This window comes from Pleomorphochaeta sp. (assembly GCF_050031695.1).
GTDB lineage: Bacteria > Spirochaetota > Spirochaetia > Sphaerochaetales > Sphaerochaetaceae > Pleomorphochaeta.
In genome coordinates, this window is the sequence record NZ_JBNAIC010000023.1 from 1 (window position 1) to 10532 (window position 10532).

At 26.7% G+C, this 10532-nt stretch carries 10 protein-coding genes; 1 reads left to right on the forward strand and 9 read right to left on the reverse strand.

Features of this window, described 5'->3' with window-relative positions:
- Nucleotides 1-390 precede the first annotated feature (390 nt).
- Complete coding sequence (locus tag ACPKM0_RS04935) at nt 391-1365, forward strand: AEC family transporter (RefSeq protein WP_472473872.1); 975 nt, start codon at nt 391-393, stop codon at nt 1363-1365.
- 53 nt (nt 1366-1418) lie between these two features.
- Here the strand turns inward: ACPKM0_RS04935 and ACPKM0_RS04940 are convergent, their stop codons facing one another.
- The 9 genes from ACPKM0_RS04940 to ACPKM0_RS04980 form a co-directional block, all read right to left on the reverse strand.
- Entirely contained in the window at nt 1419-2549 is a 1131-nt protein-coding gene (locus tag ACPKM0_RS04940; protein ID WP_472473874.1) for an ABC transporter substrate-binding protein, read from the reverse strand.
- Between the two features lie 2 nt (nt 2550-2551).
- Nucleotides 2552-3679 carry a nitrogenase component 1 gene (locus ACPKM0_RS04945; protein WP_472473875.1) on the reverse strand — a complete coding sequence of 376 codons (1128 nt, stop codon included), beginning with the start codon at nt 3677-3679 and terminating at the stop codon, nt 2552-2554.
- Complete coding sequence (locus ACPKM0_RS04950) at nt 3672-4991, reverse strand: nitrogenase component 1 (RefSeq protein WP_472473877.1); 1320 nt, start codon at nt 4989-4991, stop codon at nt 3672-3674. The genes ACPKM0_RS04945 and ACPKM0_RS04950 overlap by 8 nt, the downstream gene beginning before the upstream one ends.
- 2 nt (nt 4992-4993) lie before the next feature.
- Nucleotides 4994-5776: a nucleotide-binding protein gene (locus tag ACPKM0_RS04955; RefSeq protein ID WP_472473879.1), complete on the reverse strand. Its 783-nt coding sequence runs from the start codon at nt 5774-5776 to the stop codon at nt 4994-4996.
- 18 nt (nt 5777-5794) lie between these two features.
- A complete protein-coding gene (gene hydE / locus ACPKM0_RS04960) occupies nt 5795-6838 on the reverse strand; it encodes a [FeFe] hydrogenase H-cluster radical SAM maturase HydE (protein ID WP_472473881.1) in 1044 nt (347 codons plus the stop codon).
- Entirely contained in the window at nt 6835-7911 is a 1077-nt protein-coding gene (locus ACPKM0_RS04965) for an ATP-binding cassette domain-containing protein (protein WP_472473882.1), read from the reverse strand. Before ACPKM0_RS04965 ends, hydE begins: the two co-directional genes overlap by 4 nt.
- Nucleotides 7908-8906 (reverse strand): FecCD family ABC transporter permease, encoded by a 999-nt coding sequence (locus ACPKM0_RS04970; protein WP_472473884.1) that lies wholly within the window; start codon nt 8904-8906, stop codon nt 7908-7910. Before ACPKM0_RS04970 ends, ACPKM0_RS04965 begins: the two co-directional genes overlap by 4 nt.
- Nucleotides 8907-9172: 266 nt before the next feature.
- The gene (locus ACPKM0_RS04975; RefSeq protein ID WP_472473886.1) at nt 9173-9559 is read right to left on the reverse strand and encodes a YegP family protein; all 387 of its coding nucleotides are present in this window, start codon (nt 9557-9559) and stop codon (nt 9173-9175) included.
- A gap of 150 nt (nt 9560-9709) precedes the next feature.
- The gene (locus tag ACPKM0_RS04980) at nt 9710-9991 is read right to left on the reverse strand and encodes an RNA recognition motif domain-containing protein (protein WP_472473888.1); all 282 of its coding nucleotides are present in this window, start codon (nt 9989-9991) and stop codon (nt 9710-9712) included.
- Nucleotides 9992-10532 lie beyond the last annotated feature (541 nt).

Here is a 10532-nt window from a genome sequence, read left to right on the forward strand (position 1 = left end):
ATGTCAGTACCATTATAAGATAATTGATAAGAAACTTCAGTTTCTTCAATAGAAGTATTTAATTGAACTTGAGCTGATTTAGCGAATACTGATGTTAAAGCGATAGCGCTTATTGTTAAGATTGTTAATAATTTTTTCATAATTTTGTTTTCCTTTAAAATAAATAGTTTTTTTGTTTTTGTTTTCTTTATGATTAAACTATACAATAGGATGTAACTTATGTCAACACATTTTACAAAAAAATAATAAAAAAATTATATAATATAATAAATATATACAATACAAGGATTTACACTTATACAACTTACTACAGTGCCAGAAACCTAATGAAATTCTATTAATTTTATCAAAATAATGATAGAATAATGATTATATAAAATAAGAGGATTTATGAGTAAACTACTTTTTTCACTTTCAATAATTGCTATAGGATTAATTATTGGGTATTTAATACAACGTTTAGCTAGTTCAAATATAATTAAAGTTGACAAAACTCTAAAAAAACAAAGAAAAATTTTACAAAGTATAGCTTTGTTATTATTAAACCCTATTGCAACTATAGGCGCTATATGGGATTTTTCTTTTGATAACTCAAGCATAATCCTTTTACCATTTGTTGGATTTTTCACAGTTTTATGTGGAGGATTTATAGCTTTACTTACAAGCAGAATACTTAAATTAGAAAAAAAACAAGCCGGAGCTTTTTTTTCTTGTGGAGGAATGACAAATATAGGGGCAATTGGCGCCTTAATAGTCTATATATTCTTAGGAGAAAAAGCTTTCGCCCTAGTTCCAATATATAAAATATTTGAACCATTGATTTATTATTCTTTATGGTTTCCTATAGCAAAAACTCACTCTACATTAGCTTCAGATAAAAGTACAAAGAATAACTTTTCAAAGGTCTTTTTAGATCCTTTTATTTTAGTTACATTATTTAGCATAATTTTGGGGTTTGTTTTAAACTTTTTACATATTCCAAGACCCGAAATTTATAGTATAATTAATTCAATTATTATACCACTTATGAGTATTCTATTGTTAACATCTATTGGAATGGCTATGAAATTTAGTCGAATTAAAGACTATATAAAACCATCTATATTTATTTCTATTATTAAATTTTTAATAGTACCTTTTTTAGCAACAACCTTAGCTTATATTTTAGGTTTTAATAATATAGATAATGGACTACCTATAAAAGTAGTACTAATTTTATCATCAATGCCTGTTGGATTTATAGCATTAGTTCCACCTTCTATTTACGATTTAGATATTGATTTAGCTAATGCTGGATGGATGGTAACAACTTCATTATTAATTATAGTCATTCCATTACAAATGTTAATTATATCTATATTATAAAAAGGTTCCTTATTTAATAAATTATAAGAAACCTTTTTACCTATTAATAAAATTTATAACTTACTATATCCATTCGCTGCTTCTCGTGTGGAATTAAACATTTGATAAATTTGTTCATCACTTAGCTCTATATTATATAATAGTTCATAATAAGATCTTGTTTCGTCTTCTATATTTATATCACTAAATAATTCAGGATAAACTTTTTTTGCCATCCAAAGCAAAGTTATTGGTGTATCTACACCGGGAGTATAACTTCTATAACTTCCTAAAGGCAATTTATAAACAGTGTTATTTTGAACAGCAGCTACATTAGACCAATCATCATTAGAAATTGCATTAGTATATAAATCTTTAGGCAAAGCTGGTGTAAAATTAGTAATAAAAATCACATCTGGATTCCAAGCATAAATTTGTTCCATATTAATTATTGCATTTGAATTATCTATATTAATTTCTTCTGCAATATTTTTAGCACCAACTGCATTAGCCCACCATTGTCCAAAAAAATGCTTACCAGAAGTTATTATTTTTTTATCGTCATAATTAAATAAAAATAATACACTATTTTGCTCTTCTTTTGAAATATTAGCTACCCTTTTAGAAATTAATTCTTTTGTATTTATACTATATTCATCAACTTTCTGGCTAACTGAAATTTGATCTGGATATAATTGTGATAATATATTAGTCCATTTTCTATAAGTTTTTAAAACATCATAATCCCATTTAACAGCTGAAACACCTATAGCTTTAATTCCGGCATTTCTTATCATTTCGCCTTGAGCTTTTTTTGATGCATTATATAATACTACATCAGGTTTTAATAACATTAGTTGCTCAACATTTAAATCTGATCCAGTCATAAAAGATGTATCAACATCTAAAATTGAGGGATAAAGTTCACCTAACAATCCACTTTTTGCAGCACTCATACTAACAGGATGTATTCCAACTAAAGTATCTGCACTATCTAAAAAAACTGTTAATACCGAGGCTAATGGATAAATATCTGTAATAACTACCCTTTCTGGGTTAACTTCTAAACTAGTCGTATCTCCATTATCATCAACAATCTCTACTATTTCTTTTGTAGAATCCACTACTACTTCATGTTCACCATTAGCGAACAACATATTTACTACACCAATTAAAGCAAATAGACAAAATAACTGCTTTTTCATAATTACATTAACTCCTTTTTCCACATATCACCACTATTTTCTACTAAATTAGGATTCTGATTTTTATACATTCTTCCTGAAAATGCAAAATGTGGAACTTCAATAAATTTTGTTTTCTTTGATACAAGATGTTTAAATATAGGGTCCCCAATTACAATTGAATAAGAATTAAGCTTATTTTCTAACTCTTCTTCCCCTTTTACTAAAAAATCATCCTCTTCTAATACCTTTTCACTATCAGGTAACAAAGAGATAACATCTCCCTCTCCTATTAAATTTTTAATTGACTTTGAATAAACACCTTCTCCAATGATAGCAATTTGCATTTTTGATTTACTTACCTCATTTTTAAAAGGCACACCTTCTAAAAATGATTTCTTAATTTTTTCTGTTTGCTTTTTTCCGAAAGGTAAAGCTGTTATATAAGGGATATCAAATTCTTCTTTTAAATATTTCGCAACTTTTATACCGACGGAGGATATAACTAAATTATAATCTGCTCTATTTGAATTTTCCATATTCTTTGTTAATGGACCCATCGACCAAACACTATTTACACAAAATCCCATATTTTCTACAGATTTTACTATTGAATCAATAATACTATAGTTTGCAAAATCTAAAGGTGTTGCACCAATTATATTTATACTTTTTACACTATTTTCTTTTTTATATTTTTCTTTATTTACAAATAATTTTGCCCATTCTAATAAAGCCAAAGAAGCACCTGTTATGTAAGAATTCATACCATTAGTTTCTACTGAAAAAGTTGTAATATTACTTTTTTTTTCAATTATTTTTGCTATTGATTTAAGATCTTGATTCATCAAATAAGGAATAGGTGTTGCTGCAATTGCAATAAATTTAGGTTTTTGTTCTTTTGCTGTTTGAACAACATCATTAATAAACTTTTCTTCATCACCTAAAATAGCTTCATACTCAGTAATTCCAGATAAATATACTCTAGATGGAATATCATACCATCTAGGTTCGTCATGAGTGTTATAAGTACTATTACAGCCTGAGGCATCGTGCATTACAGACATGCCATCCAACTCGTATAAGGCTGAACAAACTCCTGAAGTATCGCCAGTATAAACAGAAAGAATTTTATTTGCTTCATTAATCACAATTACACCCCCAACCTTTTATTTGAATAATCTTAGATACATCTTTTTTATAAGAAATAGCATCAATTATATCTAAAAGTAATTTTTTCAAGCCATTAAATCCCCAATAGGTATTACCTTCAATTAAATTTACAAAATTTGAAGTTCCTTCATAATAAGCACTTTTTTGACCTATTGCTAAAATATTTTCCTTATTTTCTTTGTGCAAAAATCTGGCAGAGGGATGAGTTGGACTCGAAATAATTAAGTCTTTATAATTTTCTTGTAAATATAGAAAATCGTCTTTATCACATGTTGAAACAGAATCTAAATATACCTTTTCAACATTTAACCCTAAATCTAATAAAAATCTTGTTAAATTTATAACCCTAGGTGTTGCACTATAATCTAAAACAATTTTCCACTCTTTTAATAATTTTTGTATTTTTTTAATTAATAAATTAATTTCTTTCTCTATTTTCTCAGTATTAAAAGAAGATAAACCAACTAAATTACATATTTTTTGATTATTTTTGATTATTTCTTCTCTTGTATAACTTATTGGTAAAAAATAATTATCTTTATTTAATTTTTTTGACAAAGAGATGCAACCTTTTTCAGCTGCTGGATTACTATAAATAAAAAAAGAGGATTTACCTAAATCTTGATAATCTTCCCATTTTTTACACATTGTAATGTCTCTATAATTAATTTTAGCTAAAGATAAAATTTGTCTTAAATCAGAATCCTCATCAAAAGAATAAACATTTCCAATCATTGAAATAGAATTATCAACTTTAGTATTTTCTTCAATTAAAGAATAAAGTTGTTTTCGCATTTTTTCATCTGGAGTTATTCCACTCTTTCTAGTTATTGGAGTCATATAACAATCAGTGAATAAAATATTTGGAAAATTCTCTCTAAGTTTTTTATATACATATGGTAAGTCACAACCAGTAAAATAATGTATACACGAAGTATAAACTTCAACAGCTTTAGGTTTATTCTCTAATCTATTTAGCACATCACTAACACCATTAATAATTTGATATTCCATATCGCCATCAATAACATTATCCTCTTGAATTACAACAGTTGAAAATCGAGTTGCTAAATTAGCTTCATGAGCTGTTAAAACAACACCTCTTATACAACCTTGGGCACATACAAAAATCTCATGACTTTCAGGCATTAAAAAACCCATATGTACGATATTCCACAAACCTCTTGCAGGTGGAGCATATTGCAATCCTGCATAAAACAAATCATTATAATCCATTTGTGAAATTAATTTAGAACTAGTTGAAAAATCTATATTATGTAAATCAATCATTATTATACACCCCCTCTCTTTTTCTCATTTTCTCTACAGATTTTTAATATATTTTGAGCAAGGGATTTATACTGATTTACAATTGAAGAGTTAGGATTTATTTGAGAAACTGTTTTTTCAATTTCATCTGCTGCTTGTACATCTTCACTAAACTCTAATGTTCCACACAATGGTGCATTTATAAAATTACATAATTCATTGATTTTAGAATCTTCATTTTTTACATTTCTTTTATTTAAAATTACACCACCTAAAGTTGCATAACCTCTATCTTTAAAATTATCAACAGCTAATGCAATATTTTTTGCTGCATGTATTGCCATATTTTCACCACTAGTAACAATAAAAATATCTCGAGCATAACCATCGCGTATTGGCATTGAAAAACCTCCACAAACAACATCACCTAATACATCATAAATTACGATATCTATTTGCTTTTCATTATAAACATTTTTCTTTTCAAGCTCTTCTAAAGCTTTTACAATACCTCTTCCTGCGCAACCTAATCCTGGAGGAGGACCTCCAGCTTCACTTAAATATATATTCTTAAAACCTTTTTTAATTAAATCATCAACATTAAGATCTGAACTTCCTTTATCTCTCAATTGATCTAATATTGAAACTATATTTTCCTCTTCTCTTAAAAGCAAAGTTGAATCTTCTTTTGGATCACAACCAACTTGTAAAACGTTCAATCCCATATTTTTAAAGGCTATTGCTAAGTTTGAAGCAGTAGTACTTTTACCAATTCCGCCTTTTCCATAAATTGCTAACTTAATCATTTTCTATTTCTCCTCTCATTATTTACAATAATCGCCTTTACTGACTATTAGCGTATATCCTATTTTTTTTAGTCTTTGATTAATTGATTTTCTATCTATATTATTAAAAGATCTAAGTTCAGCCATATCGTTATAAAGTTTGTAATTTACTCTTTCTTTCATAGGAGTAATATTTACCATAATTACATTACAGCCTGATAATATAGCATCTAATCTTCCATCTTCTTTAACCGTATCCATAGCAGTTGTAGCAGGAATTAAAGCTTTAGGAAGTAAAAGTCTAGTTAATGCTAATGAATACAAAGTTAAATTATAATCTCCAGTTTTTTCAGTCTTAAATGGTGTTTGTGAATGTGGAATAAAAGGACCAATACCTACCATTTCAGGTTTATAGTCACGTAAAAAGATTAAATCTTTAATAATAGATTCATTTGTTTGAAAAGGTGAGCCTATCATCATACCAGCCCCAGCTTGATAACCTATATTTTTTAAATCATTTAAACATCTAATCCTATTATCAAAATGTTGAAATGGTGGGTGTAATTTTTCATAATGTTTTTTATCAGCAGTTTCATGTCTTAAAAGAAATCTTGTAGCACCTTTTTCAAACCATTGTTTATATAGACTATAGTTTCTCTCACCAACTGATAAAGTAATAGCACAATCATCATATTTTTCACTTATTTTTGTTATAAGAGTAGCAATTTGATTATCAAATTGAAGATCTTCACCACCTTGTAAAACAAAGGTTCTTATCCCCATTTCATAGCCTATTTTACAACAATTCAAAATTTCATTTTCACTTAATCTATATCTTTTAACATTAGAATTAGATTTCCTTAAACCACAATAATAACAATCATTTCTACATATATTTGAAAATTCAATAATTCCTCTATAATAAATATTTAAATTAAAATTCTTAATAGCTGTCATTTGAGCTAATTTTTTTGCTTTTACTAATGATGCATTATCATAATTATCGATTAAGGTTTTTAACTCATCATTATCTAAATAATTATTTAAATATAGTTTGTTTAATAGATTACTATTTTTACTCATACATTACCCTTTGAATATCCTATTTTGATACAAATATCATTTATTTGAGATAATTTATTAGCCAATGATTCTATTTCATAAAAAGGTCCATCAACAGCAATAACTACTATGTTAATTGCTCTTTTTTCATAAGGCATCTCCATTTTTCCAATTATATAATCATGATTTTTATAAATTATTTTGTTTAATGTGAGTAAAGCTGATTTTTCTTGAACGATAATTGAAATGGTTGCTAATTTATAACTTTCATCATTTTTTTCAACCACTAATGTTTTTTTAGTTTTATTTTTTAATACTTCAAGAGGAAGCACGTCAGCATATACTTTATGATCAGTTTCTATATAATTAATAGTTGTTTTTACACGAAAAGCATTAACAAGATTGTTTTCCGTAATTATAGAATTAGTATTACCAAATATAGAATATCCTTTACTTGATAATAGTAATGATTTATTTGCTCTTTGCAGTGCATGAGATGGATAGTGAGTATTAAAAATTACAGCTATATTTTGTTTTGCTAAATTAGATAGAACATCTAGAACAATAATTTGATTTTTAAAATCCAAATTAGATTCTGGTTCATCAAGTATTACAAGTTTAGGCTCAGAGATTAAAGCTCTCGCTATTAAAAACAATTGAAGTTCTCCTCCTGAAATCTCATTCATTTTTCTTTTTTCTAAATGAGAAATTGATAAACTATCCATAATATCCCTAGCTTTTTTATAGTCTTCTTGTTTTGGCATATTAAAGTAGTTTATTTTTCCAGCTAAACCTAAAAGAATATATTCAATACCAGTTAGTGAACTTTTTTCAACATTTCTTGATTGCGGTACATATGATATAGTTTTCCATAATTCTTTAATACTATATTTTTTAATATCTTTATTATTTAATAAGGAACTTCCTTTACCCCATTTTAGAAAACCTAACATACATCTAATTAATGTTGTTTTACCAATTCCATTAGGGCCTAATATTGCAACCAAATCTCCACTTTTAACTTGAAAATTTATATTATCAAATACTTCTTTTTCCTTGTAGCTAAAACAACCATTCTTAACTTCAAATATCATATTGACCACCCATTCGATTTCTTTAATAACATAATGAAAAAAGGTGCACCAATAATTGCAGTTAAAACTGAAATAGGTATTTCACTTGCGCTTATTGTTCTTGCAAAAGTATCTATTATTACCATAAAGGTTGCACCTAAAGAAATAGAGGCAGGGATAATTTTAGAGTTATTACTCCCCCAAATCATCCTACAAATATGAGGAACTAAAAGCCCTATCCACCCTACTTGTCCACACATACTAACAGCTGAAGATGTAATTATAGTTGCAAATATTACACTAACTATTCTTAATATATTTATATTAACACCAGTACTATTTGCTTCATCTTGAGAAAGAGATAATAAATTCAGTCTCCACTTTAATAAATACAAAACAATAAGCCCTAAAAGAATAGGAATTAACCCAAATTTTAAAGTTTTAAAGTTTGCATTAGATAAACTACCCATTAACCAATATGAAATAGCAGGTAGTTCTGTTTCAGCATCAGCTGTATATTTTATTAATGAAATAAAAGCATTAAATAAAGCACCTATTATTATTCCTGATAAAATAATTGATGTTTTATCTAATTCTCCTTTTTTTGATCCAACAAAGAATGTTAATACTACGGCACCAATTCCAAAGATAAAAGCTAAAACTTGCATAGAAAAAAGGGAAAAACCAAGCACAATAGCTAGAACTGCTCCAAAAGAAGCACCACTTGCAACACCTAAGGTGTCTGGAGTAGCTAATGGATTAGAAAAGAGACTTTGAAAAGCAACTCCTGAAACGGATAAACCAGCGCCAACACAAAGAGCTAAAATTATTCTAGGTAAACGAATATTATAAATTACTAAATATGCTTGTTCATCAATAATTTTATTACTAAATAATATTGAATAGGCTTCATTAATACTAATTGGGTACCTACCAAAAGTAAGAGCGCAAAACCCTACAAAAATGGGCATGATGAAAAATGCTAACCAAGTTAACAAACTAAAATGTTTTTTCACAAAATACTCCACCGATTGGTGGAATTAGAGCACCAATCTCGCATTTTCAGGATAACCTTAAATACAGAATTATTTACAAATTTCCTTTCAGTCAAGAGAAACTCTTTCTTGATTGGATATATATAAAATAGTATTTTTTAGAAATTTATTTAAGACCTTTTATATAAAAAAAATCAATTTATTTTTATATTTATAATAATTGCTTTTTATAAAAGAAATTACAAATCTTAAAAAATTATATATAATCTTATACAAAATAGTATTTTCTATTTTTTTAGTAAACTATCATCAATTACAACATTTTCGATAGCTCGAGGTATTGCCTTAATACCATTTAAGCATCCATTTTTAGATGAATATCCATCTTCTGATATAGCAACATTCATTCCATTAGAAGCAATCATTCGATATCTATATAAATTTGCTTTATCAAAATATATTTCAAACTTTGGACATTTTTTTTCTACTTGAGTTTTTAAAGTTTGATCCTCTACTTCACTTGATGCATTCTTTTTAATTGTTTCAATACCTTTTAGACAAGTGGCACGTGATGAATAATTTTTACTTGTAAGAATTGTCATAGAATTAGAAGCAATTAATGAAAATCTAAAAAAACCTTTTGGTGTTTTTTTAATTAAAAATTTTCCTGGCATTTTTTATTTCTCCTTCTTTTATAATTTTACACAAAATATTATAATCCTTATTTACTTATAAATGAAGGAAATAAATTAAAGAAAAAAATAAAAAAATGATATAGCAATTAACACTATACCATTTTTCGTTCTACAAATTAGTAATATATATTAACGATAGTTATTTCTTCTATTATTATTTCTTGGACGTTCAGTTGCTTCATTAACTCTTAAGTTTCTGCCAGCATATTCTTTACCATCTAATTCTGAAATTGCTGCATCTGCTGCATCATCATTTTCCATTTCAATAAAACCAAAACCTTTAGGTCTTCTTGTTTCACGATCTTTGATTATAATAACACTTACAACTTCTCCATATTGTCCAAATAAATCACGTAAGTCATCTTCAGTAGTGTTGTAGTTCATATTTCCTACATAAATTTTTTTTGCCATTTTTAAATCCTTTTTAGCATTTGCTGTTTATATAATATCTAAATAATTATGTGTGCTTAGATTTTTTTCTTTTTTAACATTGGATTATTTAGCAACAAAAAACATTAAAAGATTGAGAAATATAAGTTTGACACAAATTAAAATAGTCAATTTTTTATATATTATACTGTATATAAGATTAATACAATGCAAAAGGATAACAAAAAAATAATAAATAATATAATATTTATCACTTTCAAAGAGTATATATGTATTCTGATTAATATAAAAAACATTTTTCAGTATAAACCTGTTGACACTAAACAAACTAAGCATTATATTATTTAGTATAAACCAGTTGATACTAAATAATATAAAAATTAACAATTATATTATATATTTCGAAAAACAAAATATAACATATACTGAGACGAGTTACTAGACAGCAGAAAAATAATTTCACGAATCCTTGTTAGTTTATTCCTAAAGGAATAATATATTAATTATGGGTAGAAAAAGAAGGACAATTAGCAAAGACACTAAACTAAAGGTTGCATTAGAA